The organism is Streptomyces lancefieldiae (assembly GCF_031845825.1).
Lineage (GTDB): Bacteria > Actinomycetota > Actinomycetes > Streptomycetales > Streptomycetaceae > Streptomyces > Streptomyces lancefieldiae.
Map to the genome: position 1 here is coordinate 74,276 of NZ_JAVRFH010000019.1, position 17,127 is coordinate 91,402.

A 17,127-nucleotide genomic window follows, 5' to 3' on the forward strand; every position below is an offset into this window, starting at 1 on the left:
CGGTGGCGTGGTGCACACTGGCCTGATCCGCACCATGCCAGGGAGCGCACCGTGACAGCGTCCACCGTGTCCACCGCGTCCGACGTGCCAGCCATGCCCGCCATGTCGGCCGACGAGAGAACGCACCGCCACGTCCCGGACGAGGGATGGCACCGACACCCCCACGTCGATCCCCTCGCCGCCCTGCGCAGGCCGCAGGACCCGCCCTGGGACGTGTACCTGACCGGCACCGTCTTCCTCGACGTCGTCTTCACCGGACTCGACTCCGCCCCGGTGCGCGGGACCGAGTCCTGGGCACGCGGGATGGGGTCGAGTCCGGGCGGCGTGGCGAACATGGCGACCGCGCTGGCCCGCCTCGGCCTGCGCACCTCGCTGGCCGCGGCGTTCGGCGACGACCACTACGGCGACTACTGCTGGGACGCGCTCGCCCAGGGCGAGGGCATCGACCTGAGCCCCTCGCGCACCGTGCCCGGCTGGCACTCGCCGGTGACGGTCTCGATGGCGTACGAGGGGGAGCGCACGATGGTCTCCCACGGCCACGAGCCGCCGCCCGAGGAACCGTCCCCGGACTGCCCCCCACGCGCGCGTGCCGCCGTCGCCTCCCTCACGCCCGGTGTCCGCGCCCCCTGGATCGCCCAGGCCGCGGCGCGGGGCACCCGGGTCTTCGCCGACGTCGGCTGGGACGACACCGGGGCCTGGGACCTCGCGGGGCTGCCCGACCTCCCGCTCTGCGAGGCCTTCCTGCCGAACGCGGAGGAGGCGATGCGCTACACCGGTGCCACCTGCCCCCGTGCCGCCGCGCACGCCCTGACCGAGCACGTGCCGCTCGCGGTCGTCACCCTCGGCGCGGAGGGCGCGTACGCGGTGGACCGGCGCACGGGCGAGAGCGCCGAAGTCCCGGCGATCGAGGTGGAGGCCCTGGACCCGACCGGGGCCGGGGACGTCTTCGTCGCCGGGTTCGTCACCGGCACCCTGGCCGGCTGGCCACTGGCCGACCGCCTCGCCTTCGCCGGCCTCACCGCGGCCCTCTCCGTCCAGGAGTTCGGGGGCTCCCTGTCGGCGCCCGGCTGGTCCGAGATCGCGACCTGGTGGCGCAAGGTCCAGTCGGTCGAGGGCCAGGACCCGACGGCACTGCGCCGGTACGCGTTCCTGGCGGACCTGGTCCCGGACGAGCCGGTGGGCCCGTGGCCCCGGCGCCGCGCGGTCCCGACCATCGGCTTCCGCCCCCCGGCCTGACCGGCACGCCACCGACCGTCGTCGAAAGCCCGACCGCCGGGCCTGCCCGGGCTCGTGTCGGCGGTCCTCGGAGACCGTCACGCGCGGGTGCCGGCTGTGTCGGCGTGGGGCTGCCGCCGCGTGCGTGTGCGGGGTGGCGGCGGGGCGGGCCGTGCGCTCGGAAGCCCGACGGCCGGGGCTGCCCGGGGCCGCGTCGGCGGTCCTCGGAGACCGTCACGTGCGGGTGCGGGGGTGTGCCGGCGTGGGCTGCCGCCGCCCGGGTGTGCGGGGCGGGCCGTGGGCTCAGAAGCCCAGGCGCCGCAGCTGCTTGGGGTCGCGCTGCCAGTCCTTGGCGACCTTCACGTGCAGGTCCAGGAAGACCGGGGTACCGAGCAGCGCCTCGATCTGCTTGCGGGACTTGATGCCGACGTCCTTCAGGCGCTTGCCCTTGGGGCCGATGATGATGCCCTTCTGGCTGGGGCGCTCGATGAAAACGTTGGCGTGGATGTCCAGGAGCGGCTTGTCGGCGGGCCGGTCCTCGCGCGGGAGCATCTCCTCCACGACCACCGCGATGGAGTGCGGCAGCTCGTCCCGCACGCCTTCCAGCGCGGCCTCACGGATCAGCTCGGCCACCATGACCTGCTCCGGCTCGTCCGTGAGGTCGCCCTCCGGGTAGAGCGTGGGCCCCTCCGGCAGCAGCGGGATCAGCAGATCGGCGAGCAGGTCCACCTGCTGGTTCGCCGTGGCCGACACCGGGACGATCTCCGCCCAGGTGATCCCCAGCTCCTTGCCCAGCTGGTCGATCGCGATCAGCTGCTCGGCCAGCGTCTTGGAGTCCACCAGGTCCGTCTTCGTGACGATCGCGACCTTCGGGGTCTTCTTGATCCCGGCCAGCTCCTTGGCGATGAAGCGGTCACCGGGCCCCAGCTTCTCGTTCGCCGGCAGGCAGAAGCCGATGACGTCCACCTCGGCCCACGTCGTGCGCACGACGTCGTTCAGCCGCTCGCCCAGCAGCGTGCGCGGCTTGTGCAGCCCAGGGGTGTCCACCAGGATGAGCTGGGCCTCCGGGCGGTGCACGATGCCCCGCACGGTGTGCCGGGTCGTCTGCGGACGGTTCGAGGTGATCGCCACCTTCTGCCCGACCAGAGCGTTCGTGAGGGTGGACTTGCCCGCGTTGGGACGGCCCACGAAGCAGGCGAAGCCGGCCCGGTGGACAGCCTCGGCCGGCTCTTCGGATGACTGGGTACGAACGCTCATGGCGCCCATTGTCCCTGATCCCCGGAGCCCCGACGTACCACCGCCGTCCACGGGGCCGGCGACGGTCAGCCCGCGCTCACCGTGCCACGGACCGTGCCGTCCGGAGCGGCGACCAGCACGGGCGTCCCGGCCCCGCCCAGGTCCCGGACCGCCGCCAGGTCCTCGTCCGACGCCGACTCCGCCTCGGTCACCACGGCCGCCGCCTCCAGCGACTTCGCGCCGGACGCCACCGCCATCGCCACCGCCGTACGCAGGGCGCTGAGCCGCAGGGAGTCCAGGGCGACCGTGCCGGCGACGTATGTGCGGCCAGTCTCGTCGCGCACGGCGGCCCCCTCGGGCACACCGTTGCGGGCCCGGGCGGAACGGGCCAGGGTGATGATCTTGCGGTCCTCGGGATCGAGGGCGGAGGTCTCGGTCATGGGGTGAGCATACGGAGCCGCGCCCACCGTCGGCCCGGTCACCCCGCCACCGGGTACATCGCCCCGCGCCGGCCCTCCGGCGACGCCAGCCACTCCAGCTTCGCCGCGCTGTTCGCCTCGTCCAGCGGCGTGTGCAGCACGATCGTCAGATCGGGCCGCGCGGGCACCTTCAGCGCCGTCGACTCCAGGCTGAGCAGCCCCACCAGCGGATGGTCCAGCTCCTTGCGGATCTGCCCGGCGTCCTCGATGTCCCGCTCCTCCCACAGCACCGCGAACTCGGTGCTGGCCGCCTTCAGATCCGCCAGCACCTGCTGGAACCCCTCGTCCTCGGGATCGGCCGCGCAGGCGGCACGGAACTGGGCGACGACCGTGCGGGCGTTCTGCTCCCAGCTCCGGCTGCGGGAGCGGTACAGCGGGTCGGTGAAGAAGTCGACGATGCAGTTCCACGTGGTGCCGGGCCGCATGCCGAGCACCATCCCCGCCGCGTCGTTGTACAGCACGCAGTTGTAGTACCGGTCCATGATGTGCGCCGGATACGGCATCCACGTGTCGATCAGCCGCCGCAGCCCCTCGCACATGTCCCGCTTCGCCGGCTCCACCTCGGGCGCGGGCGGGTTGAGCCCGGCCAGCGTGTACAGATGGCGGCGCTCGGCGTTGCTGAGCCGCAGCACCCGGGCCACCGCGTCCAGCACCTGCGGGGAGACGGAGATGTCGCGGCCCTGCTCCAGCCACTGGTACCAGGAGGCGCCCACCCCGGCCAGTACGGCCACCTCCTCCCGGCGCAGCCCCGGCGTACGGCGCCGGGCCCCGCCGTCCGGCAGGCCGGCCTCGGCCGGGGAGACCCGGGCCCGCCGGCTCATCAGGAACTCACGCAGCTCACTGCGACGCCGGTCCCGGCCCGTCGCCCGGGCCCTCACGATCACGTCCTGCACGTACGCGCTCCCCCCGTAGCCATGCTGGTGGTGCCACCACCAGCACAACCTGCCGCTCCCCACGGCTATTCCACCGGCCGCAGGCTCTTGCCCATGGCGATCGACACCACCACCTCCACCCCGGCGACAACCGCCGAAGAGCCGGCCGCTCCCCGGCTCGCGCCCCGCGACCGGCTCGTCCTGTTCGTGCTGTGCGCGGCCCAGTTCATGGTCTCGCTCGACTTCTCCGTACTGAACGTCGCCCTGCCCGTGCTCGGCGCCGACCTCGGCATGAGCCCGTCCGCCCTCCAGTGGGCGGTCACGGCGTTCGCGCTGCCGTCCGGCGGGTTCCTGCTGCTCTTCGGCCGCATGGGTGACCTCTACGGGCGCCGCCGGCTGTTCCTCACCGGCCTCGCCCTGTTCGGCGCCGCCTCACTGCTGGCGACCTTCGCCTGGGACCCGGCCTCCTTCCTCACCGGACGCGCCCTGCAGGGCCTCGGCGCGGCGGCCATCGTCCCGACCGGCATGTCCCTGCTGACGACGACCTTCCCGGAGGGCCCGGCCCGTGACCGCGCCCTCGGCATCTCCGGCACCCTGCTCTCGCTCGGCTTCACCGTCGGCATGGTGGCCGGCGGGGTGCTCACCGACCTGCTGAGCTGGCGTTCGACGATGGGCCTGCTGGCCCTGTTCGCCCTGATCGTGCTGCCGCTCGCCCCCGGCCTGCTGCCCGAGTCCCGGACCCCCGAGCGCCCCCGCCTGGACATCCCCGGCGCGATCACCGTCACCGGCGGCCTGCTGTCCCTGATCTACGCCCTGTCGACGGCCGCCGAACACGGCTTCGGCCGCACCGACGTCCTCGTCACCCTCGGCGCGGGCCTGCTGCTCCTGGCCGCCTTCGTGGCCGTCGAGTCCCGCGCCGAGGCCCCGCTGGTCTCCCTGCCGATGCTGCGCCGCCGCACGGTCGCGTGGGGAAACCTGGGCGGGCTCGTCACCTTCTCGATGATGTCGACGGTGGTCTTCGTCCTCACCCTGTACCTCCAGGAGGTCCTGCACCTCTCCGCCTTCGAGACGGGCCTCGTCTTCGGCGTGCAGGGCGTGCTGTCGGTGGTCGCCGGTGGGTACGCCCCGCGCGTCATCGGCCGCTTCGGCGCCCGCCGCACCCTGGCCGGGGCGCTCGCCGGGCAGGGCCTGCTGGGCGCCGCCCTGCTGGGGCTCGGCGAGGGCGGCTGGTCGGTCTGGCTCGCCACGGCCGCCGTCTCGCTGGCCAGCATGTGCCACCTGGGCGCGATCATCTCCTACGGCCTCACCGTCACCTCCGGCGTCCCCGACGCCGAGCAGGGCCTGGCCACCGGCCTGGTCACCTCCACCCAGCAGGTCGGCCTCACCGTCGGCATCCCGCTGCTGGGCGTCCTGGCCACCACCTCCACCGACCTGATGTCCGGGGTCCACACGGTGCTGCTGCTGGACACGGCGATCGTGCTGGCGGCGGCCGTCCTGGTCGCGGTGGGCCTGCGCGTCCGCCGGAGGGCGGGCTCAGGGACGGTCGAGGCGGAGCCGGTCGGCGCGCGGTAGGCCGGCGACGACCAGGTCGTACGAGTCCTCCACGAGCTCCCGGACGAGACGGTCCGGGAGCCCGCCGTCGACGGTCACCGTGTTCCAGTGCCGCTTGTTCATGTGCCAGCCGGGCACGATCAGGCCCGGGTGATCGGCGCGCAGCCGGATCGCGTCGTCGGGGTCGCACTTGAGGTTGACCGTCAGCGGGTGCCCGCCCAGCGGGGAGAGCGCGAACATCTTGCCCAGCACCTTGAAGACCGAGGTCTCCGGATTGAAGGGGAAGTCCTCCACCGCGGCGTTGAAGGACAGGCAGAACCCGCGCAGCTCCTCGGGACTCACTCCGACACGGCCTCCTCGCGGGACTTCACCGCACCCGCCGGCTCCACCAGCACGGTCACGATCTTGTTCCGGCGGCCGGCCGCGGCCTCCGCCGTCAGCCGCAGCTCGCGGCCGTCGGGCAGCTCCACACTCGAGGAGGCACCGGCGATCGGCACCCGGCCGAGCGCCTTCGCCAGCAGACCGCCCACCGTCTCGACGTCCTCGTCGTCGAACTCCTCCAGCCCGTACAGCTCGCCCAGGTCGCCGATGTCGAGCCGGGCGGTGACCCGGAAGCGGTCCTCGCCCAGCTCCTCGACGGGCGGGAGCTCCCGGTCGTACTCGTCGGTGATCTCGCCGACGATCTCCTCCAGGATGTCCTCGATGGTGACGATGCCGGCCGTGCCGCCGTACTCGTCGACGACGACGGCGACGTGATTGCGTTCCTTCTGCATCTCGCGCAGCAGGTCACCGGCGTTCTTGGTGTCGGGCACGAAGAACGCGGGCCGCATCGCCGTGGAGACGAGGTCGCTCTCCGCCTCCCGGCTGATGTGGGTCCTGCGCACGAGGTCCTTCAGGTACACGATCCCGACGATGTCGTCCTCGCTGTCACCGGTGACCGGTATCCGGGAGAAACCGGAGCGCAGGGCGAGGGTGAGCGCCTGGCGGATGGTCTTGTAGCGCTCGATGACGACGAGGTCGGTCCGCGGGACCATGACCTCCCGTACGAGCGTGTCGCCCAGCTCGAACACCGAGTGCACCATGCGGCGCTCCTCGGCCTCGATCAGGGACTCCTTCTCGGCGAGGTCGACCAGCGCGCGCAGCTCCGCCTCGGAGGCGAAGGGACCGCGGCGGAAGCCCTTGCCGGGGGTGAGCGCGTTGCCGATGAGGATCAGCAGTGACGGGATCGGCCCCATGATCCTGGCCACCGGCACCAGCAGGTACGCCGCGACCGTCGCCGTGTTCAGCGGGTGCTGGCGTCCGATGGTGCGCGGGGAGACCCCGACGGCGACGTACGAGACGAGCACCATCACCGCGATGGCGATCACCAGCGCCTCGCCGGTGCCGTCGAACTGCTTCAGACAGGCGTACGTGACCAGCGCGGCGGCGGCCATCTCGCAGGCGACGCGGACCAGCAGCGCCACGTTGAGGTAGCGCGTCGGGTCGGCGGCGACCTTGGCGAGTTTCTCGCCGCCGCGCCGCCCGGACCGTACCGCCTCCTCGGCGCGGAAGCTGGAGACCCGGGCGAGCCCCGCCTCCGCGCACGCGGCGAGCCAGGCGATCACGACCAGGGCGACCGCGCCGGCCAGTAGCGGCAGGCTCATGAGACGGTCGGGGCCGGGGACGGGCCGGTCAGGCCCTGCTCCGCACGCCAGCCGTCCACGATGGCGGCCTGCAGCCCGAACATCTCGGCCTTCTCGTCCGCTTCCTCGTGGTCGTACCCGAGCAGGTGCAGCACCCCGTGGACGGTGAGGAGCTGGAGCTCCTCGTCCATGGAGTGCCGCGTCTCCGCCTCGGTGCCCTGCTTGGCGGCGACCTCCGGGCAGAGCACGATGTCGCCGAGCAGCCCCTGCGGCGGCTCGTCCTCGTCCTTCGACGGCGGACGCAGCTCGTCCATCGGGAAGGACATGACATCGGTCGGGCCGGGCAGGTCCATCCACTGGATGTGGAGCTGCTCCATGGCGTCGGCGTCCACGACGATCACCGAGAGCTCGGAGAGCGGGTGGATGCGCATCCGCGCGAGCGCATAGCGGGCGATGTCGAGGATCGCCTGCTCGTCGACCTCGGTTCCGGACTCGTTGTTGACGTCGATCGACATGGTCGTGCTGGTCTACTTCCCCTTGGCCTTGGCGCCGTTCTTCGGTGCACGGCCGCCCTGGTGGGTGCCGTTCTCGGTGCCGTTCCTGCTGTCGTACTGCTCGTACGCGTCGACGATACGGCCCACCAGCTTGTGCCGTACGACGTCGTGGGACGTCAGGCGGGAGAAGTGGACGTCCTCGACGCCCTCCAGGATCTCCTGCACCTGCCGCAGACCGGACTTCGTCCCGCCGGGCAGGTCGACCTGCGTCACGTCACCCGTGATCACGATCTTCGAGTCGAAGCCGAGGCGGGTGAGGAACATCTTCATCTGCTCGGGGCTGGTGTTCTGGGCCTCGTCGAGGATGATGAAGGCGTCGTTGAGGGTGTTGTGCGTCAGCAGGTAGTCCTGGGTGACGTACAGCGAGTCCTCTGCGGCCACCTGGATGCAGACGGTCTCCTCCCGCCCCGCGGGCTCGATGCTGTCGATGAACCGCATCGGGCGTCCGCCGCCTCCGGCCGCGTGGTACGTGTCGCGCTTGCGGGCGAGGCGGAAGGGCTCGACACCTTCGGGAAGGCGGATGTCGATGATGTGGGCGTCGCGGCGGTGACCGACCTCCCGGCCCCTGGCCATACCGGGTTTGCGGCCCTCGGCCACCCGACGACGCGTGTAGGCAACGCCTCCCAGTGACTGCACGAGCGCAATCACGTCGTCACGAAGCAGGATCGACGTCGTCGTGTACTGGATACGGCAGGTGCGGTCCTTCTGCGTGACCGGGCCGCCGTCGGAGTCGAGTAGGCCCTGGAGAACCGCCAGTCGTACCTCGGCGGAGTTCTGCATATAGGCGTCAGGGACGAACTTGGTGTGCGATCGAGTGCGCAACAGATCGAGATCCCTCAGCACACGGGTGACTGGATTCTCCAGGGTGACCACGTCGCCAGGGGACTTGGTCCTGTTGAGCACATAGTCGGGGCCGCCCCGATGCCGCAGCACACTGCCCGGCAGCGCGGCTTCCAGGGCCAGGGCCAGCTCCGGGTCCTCCGTCGAGAAGGCGGGCGTGGTGGAGCCGGTCAGGCAGCCGTCGCCGAGCAGCAGACCCAGTGCGTACGGGTCCATCGGGACTTCACGCTCTGGGAAGCACACTGGCGCCGTGAGCATGGGCAGCTCATACCGGCGGTAGTGAGCCGCCCGCAGGTTGCCGATCATTTCCTGGGTTTCCAGGACGCGCCACGGCTTGTTGCGACGCTTGTCGTCGCGTGTCCGGACTGTCCAGAGGTGCTCGCCGCAGCACAGTGTCCAAGAGCCGTCTTGGGCCGTAACGCGGTAGATGTCCCGCTCACCCTGCGGATAGACGCCGAGGACCGGGGTCGGCTCGCCGTTGGAGCCAACGACCAGGTCACCGACCTGAAGGTCACCGATGGGGCGCCAGCCGTCCGGCGTGAGTACGTTCGTGAAAACCGGCTGACTTCTGCCGCGCATGTAGGCGAGCGGCGCGACCTCGATCGTCCCCGCCGCCATCAGCCGCGGAATGGAGTCCGGGTCGAGCATGTCGTGCAGCGCGTCGTACAACGGCCGCAGATACGGGTCGATCTTCTCGTACAGCGTGCCCGGCAGGAAGCCGAGCCGCTCGCCGGCCTCGACCGCGGGGCGGGTCAGGATGATGCGGTTGACCTGCTTGGACTGCAGGGCCTGCACCGCCTTGGCCATCGCCAGGTAGGTCTTGCCGGTGCCCGCGGGGCCGATGCCGAAGACGATGGTGTGCTTGTCGATCGCGTCGACGTACCGCTTCTGGTTCAGCGTCTTGGGGCGGATGGTGCGGCCGCGCGAGGACAGGATGTTCTGCGTGAGCACCTCGGCCGGGGTCTCCTGGCCGTCGCTCTCCCCGTTCTCGCTCGCCTTGAGCATGGCGATCGAGCGTTCCACTGCGTCCTCCGTCATCGGCTGCCCGGTGCGGAGCACCAGCATCATCTCGTCGAACACGCGCTGGATCAGGGCGACCTCGTGGGCCTCGCCGACCGCGCTGATCTCGTTTCCCCGGACATGGATGTCGGCCGCCGGGAAGGCCTTCTCGATCACGCGCAGGAGGGAGTCTCCGGAGCCCAGAACGGTCACCATGGGGTGCTGGGCGGGGACGGTGATCTGTGCTCTCGCCTGCCCCTGCGCGGGGGAGTGAGCTGAGGGTGTCTGAGTCATGGGCCGGCGCTCTAGGCCTGCACGTCCTCCTCTGCGGCGTGCGCCGCGTGACGGATGTGGTCTGCTGTCATCCAGCGTACGACTCTCCGCCGACAGCGCCGAGGTCTTTTGTCCGACCGGCTCCCGACGGCCGGACCTCACCGCCGGCCGCGGACCAGGTCCCGGAACCAGCCGTACGACGCCTTGGGCGTGCGCCGCTGCGTCGCGAAGTCCACGTGGACCAGTCCGAACCGGCGCGCGTACCCCTCGGCCCACTCGAAGTTGTCCAGCAGCGACCACACGAAGTAGCCGCGCACGTCCACGCCCGCCTCCAGCGCCCGGTGGACGGCGCGCACGTGCCCGTCGAGGTAGGCGATGCGGTCCTGGTCGTCGACGCCCTCGTAGGAGCAGCCGTTCTCGGTGACGACGATCGGCGGGAGCCGGTCGCCGTAGCGGTCGCCGAGGCCGGTGAGCAGCTCCGTCAGCCCCTCGGGGACCACGGGCCAGCCGAAGTCCGTCACCGGCCGGCCCTCGATCCCGCGCACCGAGAACGGCAGCGCGGCCGGGAGCGTCACACCGCCGAACTCGCTCTCCGCGCCCCGCGGGGCGCCCACCCGCGCCGGCGCGTAGTAGTTCACGCCGTACCAGTCCAGCGGCTCGGCGATCACCGACAGGTCGGAGTCCACCTCGCCCGGCATCAGCTCACCGACGCCGTCCGGATACCGGCCCAGCAGCAGCGGGTCCGAGAACAGCCGGTTCAGCAGGACGTCGTAGAGGTCCGCCGCCTCCCGGTCGGCCGGTTCGTCCGAGGCCGGCCAGGTCGGCGCGTGCGAGTTGGCGATGCCGATGTCCGCGGCACCCGACGCGCGCAGGGCCCGGACGGCCAGGCCGTGCGCGAGGAGCTGGTGGTGGGCCACCGGCAGGGCGTCGAACAGCAGCTCCCTGCCGGGGGCGTGCGTGCCGAGGGCGTGGCCCAGCAGGGTGTGCTCGGCCGGCTCGTTGAGGGTGATCCACTTGCCGACCCGGTCGCCCAGCCGGTCCGCGACGACCGACACGTACGCGGCGAACCGGGACGCCGTGTCCCGCTCCAGCCAGTCCAGGCCGGCCGGCAGGTCCCAGTGGAAGAGCGTCGGCACCGGCCGCACGCCCGCCGCGCACAGCTCGTCCACCAGGCGGTCGTAGAAGTCGAGGCCGCCGGGGGAGTTCACCCGGGGCCAGGAGACCGAGAAGCGGTAGGCGTCCACGCCCAGGTCGGCCAGCAGGGCCACGTCCTCGCGGTAGCGGTGGTAGTGGTCGCAGGCCACCGCCGCCGTCGAGCCGTCCTTCACCCGCCCCGGCTCGGACGTGAAGACGTCCCACACGGACGGTTCCCGTTCGCCCGCCGCGCCCTCGATCTGGTGGGCCGAGGTCGACACGCCCCACAGGAAGCCGTCCGGGAACCGGGGTACCGGGTTCGTCGCCATGCGCGGATCATCCGTACCGCGGACGACGGAAGTCAACGCCCGTGCGACGAGCCCGGCTTACGGCTGAACCACGGCTAAGCCCCCTCCTTCAGCACCCGCGAGACCAGTCTGCGCTGCCCGTCCGTCAGCCGGGGATCGGCGGCGTACACCGTCCTCCCGTCCACCGTGATCTGGTAGCTGAAACCGTCCGGCACCCCGACCGGCGGCGTGTCCCGCCCGTCGGCGACCGCCCGCTCCGCCAGGGCATGCCACTCGGCCGCGTCGGGGCGTCCCGCGGTGTCGACCTCCGCATGGCGCTCGATGCCCGCGAAGCCTCCTGTGCGCCTCACCTGAATCCGCATGGGTCCGTGTCTAGTACGGAACTACTGCGCGCGCACCCCGACCTGTTCCCAGGCCTTGCGCACCGCGTCCAGCTCGTCCGCGTCCCCGTAGCGCTCCCGGGCGGCCTTCACCGTCAGCGCGGCGAAGTCGGTGAACATCGCGTCCTGCGCGAGTTCGCCGCCGGTCAGCACGTCGTACCAGACCTGCCCGGCCCGCTCCCAGGCGTGCCCGCCGAGGGCGGTGGCGGCGAGGTAGAAGGCGTGGTTGGGGATGCCGGAGTTGATGTGGACGCCGCCGTTGTCGCGGCCGGTGCGCACGTAGTCGTCCATCGTCGCGGGCTGCGGGTCCTTGCCGAGGACGTCGTCGTCGTACGCCGTGCCCGGCGCCTTCATGGAGCGCAGCGCCACCCCCGTCACGCGCGGGGCGAGCAGGCCGGCGCCGATCAGCCAGTCGGCCTCGGAGGCGCTCTGGCCGAGCGAGTACTGCTTGATGAGGGCGCCGAAGACGTCGGACACCGACTCGTTGAGGGCGCCGGGCTGGCCGTAGTAGGTCAGGTTGGCGGTGTGCTGGGTGACGCCGTGGGCCAGCTCGTGGCCGATGACGTCGATGGGGATGGTGAAGTCGAGGAAGATCTCCCCGTCCCCGTCGCCGAAGACCATCTGCTCGCCGTTCCAGAAGGCGTTGTTGTACTCGCGGTCGTAGTGCACGGTCGCGTCCAGCGGCATTCCGGCGCCGTCGATGGAGTTGCGCCCGTACGCCTTCAGGAAGTGCTCGAAGGTCGCGCCCAGGCCCGCGTAGGCGCGGTTCACGGTGGCGTCCTGGCCGGGCTCCTCGCCCTCGCCGCGCACCTTGCGGCCCGGCAGGTCGGTGCCGTGCCGGGCGTCGTAGATCGTGCGGTGCGGCTTCTCGGGCTCGGCGCCGGCCCGCGGGGCCACGGCGGGGGCGCCGATGACCGTGGTCAGACCGCGGCGGGTGCGCTCGAAGGCGTCGCGCTGGAGGGTCCGGCGGGCGGGCCCGGCGAGCACGGGGTCCTCGTTCTGGGCGAGCCTGTCGAGGACGTGGGGCGGCACGATGGTGCAGAAGACGGGCATGAAGCCCCCGGTGGTCGTCATGCTCAGCACACTCGCATTCAGTGACCGGTCTGTCACTAGCCGCAACCATGATTGGTGAAATGCGGCGCCAATGGGACACGGCGAGCTGTCATGAGTGGTATACAGCACTCTTTGCCCCGGTTCGCTCCGTGATCCCGCATACTGAAACGGACCCGCGTGACCGGCGTGGCTCGGCTATGGTGCTGGGCATCATGCGTTTCGGGCTGCTTCTCCTTAGCTGCCGCGGCGAGGGCCTGTAGAGGCCGACTCCCTCCCCGCGGAGCTTGGTGGTGCCGTCGGCCGTCCTTCCGGACACGCGGTCGTCGCGGACACCGCGGACATCAGAGGAGCCCACGCCATCATGGCCAACCGCCAGCAGCCCAGTTCCATGCCGATCACCAAGTACCGCGGCTACGAGCAGGTCGACATCCCCGACCGCACCTGGCCGGACCAGCGCATCACCACCGCCCCCCGCTGGCTCTCCACCGACCTGCGCGACGGCAACCAGGCGCTGATCGACCCGATGTCGCCCGCCCGCAAGCGCGCGATGTTCGACCTGCTGGTCAAGATGGGCTACAAGGAGATCGAGGTCGGCTTCCCCGCCTCCGGCCAGACCGACTACGACTTCGTACGCTCCATCATCGAGGACCCGGACGCCATCCCGGACGACGTGACCATCTCCGTGCTGACGCAGGCCCGCGAGGACCTGATCGAGCGCACGGTGGAGTCCCTGCAGGGCGCCAGGCGGGCCACCGTCCACCTGTACAACGCCACCGCCCCGGTCTTCCGCCGCGTCGTCTTCCGCGCCTCCAGGGACGACATCAAGCAGATCGCCGTGGACGGCACCCGGCTGGTGATGGAGTACGCCGAGAAGCTGCTGGGCCCGGAGACGGAGTTCGGCTACCAGTACTCGCCGGAGATCTTCACCGACACCGAGCTGGACTTCGCCCTGGAGGTCTGCGAGGCGGTGATGGACACCTACCAGCCCGGTCCCGGCCGCGAGATCATCCTCAACCTGCCGGCCACCGTGGAGCGTTCGACGCCGTCCACGCACGCCGACCGCTTCGAGTGGATGGGCCGCAACCTGTCCCGCCGTGAGTACGTCTGCCTGTCCGTCCACCCGCACAACGACCGCGGCACGGCGGTCGCGGCGGCCGAGCTGGCGGTCATGGCCGGCGCCGACCGCGTCGAGGGCTGCCTGTTCGGGCAGGGCGAGCGCACCGGCAACGTCGACCTGGTCACCCTGGGCATGAACCTGTTCTCCCAGGGCGTCGACCCGCAGATCGACTTCTCCGACATCGACGAGATCCGTCGCACGTGGGAGTACTGCAACCAGATGCAGGTCCACCCGCGCCACCCGTACGTGGGCGACCTGGTCTACACGTCCTTCTCCGGCTCCCACCAGGACGCCATCAAGAAGGGCTTCGACGCCATGGAGGCCGACGCGGCCGCGAAGGGCGTCACCGTCGACGACATCGAGTGGGCGGTCCCGTACCTGCCGATCGACCCCAAGGACGTCGGCCGCTCCTACGAGGCGGTCATCCGCGTCAACTCGCAGTCCGGCAAGGGCGGCATCGCCTACGTCCTGAAGAACGACCACAAGCTGGACCTGCCGCGCCGGATGCAGATCGAGTTCTCGAAGATCATCCAGGCGAAGACGGACGCCGAGGGCGGCGAGATCACGCCGAAGGCGATCTGGGAGGTCTTCCAGGACGAGTACCTGCCCAACCCGGGGAACCCCTGGGGCCGCATCCAGGTCGAGGCCGGCCAGACCACGACCGACCGCGACGGCGTCGACACCCTCACCGTCGAGGCCACCGTCGACGGCGTGGAGACCACCCTGGTCGGCACCGGCAACGGCCCGATCTCGGCGTTCTTCCACGCGCTGCAGGGCGTCGGCATCGACGTGCGCCTGCTGGACTACCAGGAGCACACGATGAGCGAGGGCGCCTCGGCGCAGGCCGCCTCGTACATCGAGTGCGCCATCGGCGACAAGGTCCTGTGGGGCATCGGAATCGACGCGAACACCACGCGCGCCTCGCTGAAGGCGGTCGTCTCCGCCGTCAACCGCGCAACTCGCTGACCAGCCGAATCGGCGGTTTGAGGCCCCGCTCGCCGGAGAACGGCGGGCGGGGCCCCGTCATATACCGGCCATATATCTGTGGAGGTCACGGAAAGGTCTCGTCCCGGGTGCTGACTCCACGTCGGTGATGTGGCTAACATCACGCCAGCGCGACGATGCTGTCGCGCCGTTACGGAGGTGCGACGTGCTGCCAGGACGGGAACGAAACGGCCGAGCTGCCCGGCTGCCGAGCATCCTGGGCACCCGCACCGCATGGACGCCCGTCGGTGACGGCGAGTTCTTCTGCCCCGGCTGCGGGGGCGACCGCAACTACCAGCGGCTGACCGGCCGCCGCCGTTTCACCCTGCTCGGCGTGCCCGTGCTGCCGCGCGGCGAGTCCGCGCCGACCGTCGAGTGCGCGGCCTGCCGCCGCCACTACGGCACCGACGTGCTCGACCACCCGACCACCACCCGCTTCTGCGCCATGCTCCGCGACGCCGTCCACACCGTGGCCCTCGCGGTCCTCGCCGCGGGCGGCACCTGCTCCCGTACGGCCCTGGAGACCGCGGCCGTCGCGGTGCGCGCGGCCGGCTTCGAGGACTGCACCGAGGACCAGCTCAACGCGTTGGTCGAGGCGCTGGAGGCGGACACCGGGCGGGTCCGAGGCGAGCCCTGCGTGCCCGGCCTGGCCATAGAACTCCACGAGGCGCTGGACCCGCTGGCCCCGCACCTCGCCGCGCTCGGCCGCGAATCGATCCTGCTCCAGGGCGCCCGCATCGCCCTGGCCGACGGCCCCTACACCCCCGCCGAACGCGACGTCCTGGCGACGGTGGGCGCGGCCCTGACCATCTGCTCCGCCGACGTGACCCGGCTGCTGGAGTCGGCGGGCACGCCTTCCTAGTCGCCCTCCTGGCCGCCTTCCCGGCCCGGGTTCAGGGGCAGCCGGGCAGGTCCAGCCGCATGATCTGGCGGTGCATGCCCGGGCCGAAGTAGTCCGGGCGCAGACCGCCGTCGGGTTCCTCGGGGCGGAAGCCGAGGGACCGGTAGAGCAGGATGGCGGCGAGGTTGGCGGGTTCCACGGTGAGGCGGACCACCTCTATGCCGTTCCGGCGCAGCCGGTCCAGGACCTCCGTCATCAGTTCCCTGCCCAGTCCGTGGCGCCGGCGGTCCTGGGTCACGCACAGGCCCAGGATCCAGCTGTCCCGGCCGAGCGCCCTGGTGGCGGCCAGCACGTAGCCGCGCAACCGGCCGGCGCCGTCGTCGAGGACCAGGAAGTGCTCCTCGTACATGTCGAAGAGCTGGCGCAGGAGGAAGCCGGGATAGGCGACCTCCTGGAAGACCTCCTCGTCGAGCCGCCGCAGCTCGGGCAGATCGGCTTCCCGTGCCGTCCGCAGGACGAGCGGCAGGGTGTCCGGGTACGGGCCGGGGCCCGTGAGCCGCTCGTGGTGGTCCACGGGGCGTTCCAGCGGTTCGGCGGTCATGCCACCCCCAGTCAGAACGTGCGAGGTCAACTCGACGGATGCGCTGTTCATCCTCAGGAGTACGCGGCTCCGTGTGGCGGCCGGTCACTCCTTCTGGCTAGAGTGAGCGTCCAACTTCCCTCGTGCAAGGGCGAGTTAGGGCGTGCGACGATGCGCCCGACGTGCGCCCGGCGGATGAGGACTGGCGTGTTCCCGGCTGTCTCGTCGTGTCCTGGTGGCCTATCGTGCACGGCACTGGGGCTTGTCCGGAATCGAATGAAACGCGGCAGGGTGACTATGGATCGCAACGCCGACGCACCTTGGTCGCAGTTCGATCCAGAGGTGTACGTCGACAACAACTACCGGACGCCGCTCGAAGTCGACCTGCTGATCGTCCGGTTGATGCGGGACTATTTCGACCGCTGCTTCGCGGGCGCGGTTCCGGGTTCCGTGCGGGGCGTCGACGTCGGTGCCGGTGCGAATCTCTACCCCGCGCTCTCCATGCTCCCCTGGTGCGAGAAGGTGCTCCTGCTGGAGTACGCGCACCCGAACGTCGAGTACCTCGAGAAGCAGGTCTCCCCGGGCGGGTACGACACCGCGTGGGACGCGTTCTGGGAGGTGCTGCGCGAGTCTCCCGCCTACCGCGCCGTCGAACCGAGGAACCGCGTCAGCGAGATCGTCCGGGTGGAGCGCGGCAACCTGTTCGACCTGGAGGAGGGGCACCGGCGCTGGGACATCGGCACGATGTTCTTCGTCGCCGACTCGATGTCCGAGTGCCCCGACGAGTTCCACCGGGGTGTGCGGTGCTTCATGAACGCGCTCAGCCAGGGGGCGCCCTTCGCCGCCGCGTTCATGAAGGAGTCGGTCGGCTACCGCGTCGGCGATCACCGGTACCCGGCCTACCGGGTGAACGAGAACCGGGTCAGGGAGAGCCTGGAGCAGTACACGGGAGAGCTGGAAATCCACGATCTGCACCACATGGTGCGGCCGGGACACGAGGGAATGCTCCTGGCTCTGGGGCGGCGCAACGCGGAGATTGCCACCCCGTAGGAACGGGGACATGCTGAACACCGGGCAACGAGATCTGTG

16 protein-coding genes are annotated in these 17,127 nt (G+C 71.1%); 5 read left to right on the forward strand and 11 right to left on the reverse strand.

All coding sequences use genetic code 11. The annotated features are described in order from the left end of the window. Positions 1-102: 102 nt before the first annotated feature. A complete protein-coding gene (locus RM812_RS19935) occupies positions 103-1,236 on the forward strand; it encodes a carbohydrate kinase family protein (RefSeq protein WP_394816490.1) in 1,134 nt (377 codons plus the stop codon). 282 nt (positions 1,237-1,518) lie between these two features. On the opposite strand, the gene era is transcribed toward RM812_RS19935, so the two are convergent. The 3 genes from era to RM812_RS19950 all read right to left on the reverse strand — a co-directional run bounded on the left by era (position 1,519) and on the right by RM812_RS19950 (position 3,823). Then, positions 1,519-2,472: a GTPase Era gene (gene era / locus RM812_RS19940; RefSeq protein ID WP_311574314.1), complete on the reverse strand. Its 954-nt coding sequence runs from the start codon at positions 2,470-2,472 to the stop codon at positions 1,519-1,521. A gap of 65 nt (positions 2,473-2,537) precedes the next feature. Continuing rightward, the gene (locus RM812_RS19945; protein ID WP_311574315.1) at positions 2,538-2,891 is read right to left on the reverse strand and encodes a cytidine deaminase; all 354 of its coding nucleotides are present in this window, start codon (positions 2,889-2,891) and stop codon (positions 2,538-2,540) included. A 38-nt stretch (positions 2,892-2,929) separates the two neighbouring features. Then, positions 2,930-3,823 (reverse strand): helix-turn-helix transcriptional regulator, encoded by an 894-nt coding sequence (locus tag RM812_RS19950; RefSeq protein ID WP_311574317.1) that lies wholly within the window; start codon positions 3,821-3,823, stop codon positions 2,930-2,932. Between the two features lie 93 nt (positions 3,824-3,916). Here RM812_RS19950 and RM812_RS19955 point away from each other — a divergent pair, with 93 nt between their 5' ends. Further along, a complete protein-coding gene (locus RM812_RS19955; RefSeq protein WP_311574319.1) occupies positions 3,917-5,374 on the forward strand; it encodes an MFS transporter in 1,458 nt (485 codons plus the stop codon). On the opposite strand, the gene RM812_RS19960 is transcribed toward RM812_RS19955, so the two are convergent. From RM812_RS19960 to RM812_RS19990, 7 genes are all read right to left on the reverse strand, one after another. Beyond that, the gene (locus RM812_RS19960; RefSeq protein ID WP_311574321.1) at positions 5,336-5,695 is read right to left on the reverse strand and encodes an MmcQ/YjbR family DNA-binding protein; all 360 of its coding nucleotides are present in this window, start codon (positions 5,693-5,695) and stop codon (positions 5,336-5,338) included. The two genes, RM812_RS19955 and RM812_RS19960, sit on opposite strands and share 39 nt — an antisense overlap. Continuing rightward, positions 5,692-6,996 (reverse strand): hemolysin family protein, encoded by a 1,305-nt coding sequence (locus RM812_RS19965; RefSeq protein ID WP_311574323.1) that lies wholly within the window; start codon positions 6,994-6,996, stop codon positions 5,692-5,694. Before RM812_RS19965 ends, RM812_RS19960 begins: the two co-directional genes overlap by 4 nt. After that, the gene (ybeY, locus tag RM812_RS19970) at positions 6,993-7,490 is read right to left on the reverse strand and encodes an rRNA maturation RNase YbeY (protein WP_311574325.1); all 498 of its coding nucleotides are present in this window, start codon (positions 7,488-7,490) and stop codon (positions 6,993-6,995) included. Before ybeY ends, RM812_RS19965 begins: the two co-directional genes overlap by 4 nt. Before the next feature lie 12 nt (positions 7,491-7,502). Further along, entirely contained in the window at positions 7,503-9,662 is a 2,160-nt protein-coding gene (locus RM812_RS19975) for a PhoH family protein (RefSeq protein ID WP_311574327.1), read from the reverse strand. A gap of 137 nt (positions 9,663-9,799) precedes the next feature. Then, positions 9,800-11,104, reverse strand: coding sequence for a GH1 family beta-glucosidase (locus tag RM812_RS19980; protein ID WP_311574329.1), 1,305 nt, complete (start codon positions 11,102-11,104; stop codon positions 9,800-9,802). A gap of 74 nt (positions 11,105-11,178) precedes the next feature. Beyond that, complete coding sequence (locus tag RM812_RS19985; RefSeq protein WP_311574330.1) at positions 11,179-11,445, reverse strand: protealysin inhibitor emfourin; 267 nt, start codon at positions 11,443-11,445, stop codon at positions 11,179-11,181. Positions 11,446-11,466: 21 nt separating this feature from the next. Next, positions 11,467-12,537, reverse strand: a complete 1,071-nt coding sequence (locus tag RM812_RS19990) for a M4 family metallopeptidase (RefSeq protein ID WP_311574331.1) — start codon at positions 12,535-12,537, stop codon at positions 11,467-11,469. Positions 12,538-12,877: 340 nt separating this feature from the next. Between RM812_RS19990 and leuA the strand changes: the two genes are divergently transcribed. Next, positions 12,878-14,599 (forward strand): 2-isopropylmalate synthase, encoded by a 1,722-nt coding sequence (gene leuA / locus RM812_RS19995; protein WP_311574333.1) that lies wholly within the window; start codon positions 12,878-12,880, stop codon positions 14,597-14,599. 184 nt (positions 14,600-14,783) lie between these two features. Next, positions 14,784-15,479, forward strand: coding sequence for a tellurite resistance TerB family protein (locus tag RM812_RS20000; RefSeq protein WP_311574335.1), 696 nt, complete (start codon positions 14,784-14,786; stop codon positions 15,477-15,479). A 31-nt stretch (positions 15,480-15,510) separates the two neighbouring features. On the opposite strand, the gene RM812_RS20005 is transcribed toward RM812_RS20000, so the two are convergent. Continuing rightward, the gene (locus tag RM812_RS20005) at positions 15,511-16,059 is read right to left on the reverse strand and encodes a GNAT family N-acetyltransferase (RefSeq protein ID WP_311574337.1); all 549 of its coding nucleotides are present in this window, start codon (positions 16,057-16,059) and stop codon (positions 15,511-15,513) included. 255 nt (positions 16,060-16,314) lie between these two features. On the opposite strand from RM812_RS20005, the gene RM812_RS20010 reads away from it, so the two are divergent. Further along, positions 16,315-17,088: an SCO2525 family SAM-dependent methyltransferase gene (locus tag RM812_RS20010; protein ID WP_311574339.1), complete on the forward strand. Its 774-nt coding sequence runs from the start codon at positions 16,315-16,317 to the stop codon at positions 17,086-17,088. Positions 17,089-17,127: the final 39 nt, after the last annotated feature.

Excerpts from the sequence above, each read along its gene's own strand:
- leuA (WP_311574333.1), top strand. The coding sequence starts at position 12,878 with ATGGCCAACCGCCAGCAGCCCAGTTCCATGCCGATCACCAAGTACCGC.
- RM812_RS19985 (WP_311574330.1), bottom strand. The coding sequence starts at position 11,445 with ATGCGGATTCAGGTGAGGCGCACAGGAGGCTTCGCGGGCATCGAGCGC.
- RM812_RS19945 (WP_311574315.1), bottom strand. The coding sequence starts at position 2,891 with ATGACCGAGACCTCCGCCCTCGATCCCGAGGACCGCAAGATCATCACC.
- RM812_RS20010 (WP_311574339.1), top strand. The coding sequence starts at position 16,315 with ATGAAACGCGGCAGGGTGACTATGGATCGCAACGCCGACGCACCTTGG.
- ybeY (WP_311574325.1), bottom strand. The coding sequence starts at position 7,490 with ATGTCGATCGACGTCAACAACGAGTCCGGAACCGAGGTCGACGAGCAG.
- era (WP_311574314.1), bottom strand. The coding sequence starts at position 2,472 with ATGAGCGTTCGTACCCAGTCATCCGAAGAGCCGGCCGAGGCTGTCCAC.
- RM812_RS19955 (WP_311574319.1), top strand. The coding sequence starts at position 3,917 with ATGGCGATCGACACCACCACCTCCACCCCGGCGACAACCGCCGAAGAG.
- RM812_RS19965 (WP_311574323.1), bottom strand. The coding sequence starts at position 6,996 with ATGAGCCTGCCGCTACTGGCCGGCGCGGTCGCCCTGGTCGTGATCGCC.
- RM812_RS19935 (WP_394816490.1), top strand. The coding sequence starts at position 103 with ATGTCGGCCGACGAGAGAACGCACCGCCACGTCCCGGACGAGGGATGG.
- RM812_RS19980 (WP_311574329.1), bottom strand. The coding sequence starts at position 11,104 with ATGGCGACGAACCCGGTACCCCGGTTCCCGGACGGCTTCCTGTGGGGC.
- RM812_RS19975 (WP_311574327.1), bottom strand. The coding sequence starts at position 9,662 with ATGACTCAGACACCCTCAGCTCACTCCCCCGCGCAGGGGCAGGCGAGA.
- RM812_RS20005 (WP_311574337.1), bottom strand. The coding sequence starts at position 16,059 with ATGACCGCCGAACCGCTGGAACGCCCCGTGGACCACCACGAGCGGCTC.
- RM812_RS19990 (WP_311574331.1), bottom strand. The coding sequence starts at position 12,537 with ATGACGACCACCGGGGGCTTCATGCCCGTCTTCTGCACCATCGTGCCG.